General features: G+C 69.9%; 1 protein-coding gene. It reads right to left on the reverse strand.

Going from position 1 to position 535, the window contains the following annotated elements; all coding sequences use genetic code 11:
- On the reverse strand, positions 1 to 535 hold a 535-nt coding region (locus KUM38_RS39875), incomplete at both ends, for an MFS transporter (RefSeq protein ID WP_217137030.1).

Genomic DNA, 535 nt, shown 5'->3' on the forward strand with positions numbered 1-535 from the left:
TGAAGCTGGACTTCTCCTCGCGGTGCATCGCCGACTCGATCTCGGTGACGCGGGCGTCCAGGTCGACGGTCCTGCCCTCGACCTCTTCGAGGATCCGCTTGGCGCGCTCGTGCTTGCCGACGGAGATCAGGTAGCGGGGGGACTCGGGGATGGCGAAGGAGAGCAGGCCGTACAGGACGGCGGGGATCACCATCACGCCGAGCATGATCTGCCAGGCCTCCAGGCCCATCAGCTCACCGCGCTGGTCGCCGTCGGCGGCGTTCAGGATGCCCCAGTTGACCAGCTGCGACACGGCGATGCCGACGACGATCGCGGCCTGCTGGAACGAGCCGAGCCGGCCGCGGTAGGCGGGCGGGGCGACCTCGGCGATGTAGGCCGGGCCGATGACCGAGGCCATGCCGATGGCGAAACCGCCCACGACCCGCCAGAAGGCGAGGTCCCACAGCGCGAAGGGCAGCGCGGAGCCGACGGCGCTGACGGTGAACAGGACCGCGGCGATCTGCATGCACCGGATGCGGCCGATGCGGTCGGCTAT

This window comes from Streptomyces sp. AC558_RSS880, from assembly GCF_019049255.1.
Taxonomy (GTDB): Bacteria; Actinomycetota; Actinomycetes; order Streptomycetales; family Streptomycetaceae; genus Streptomyces.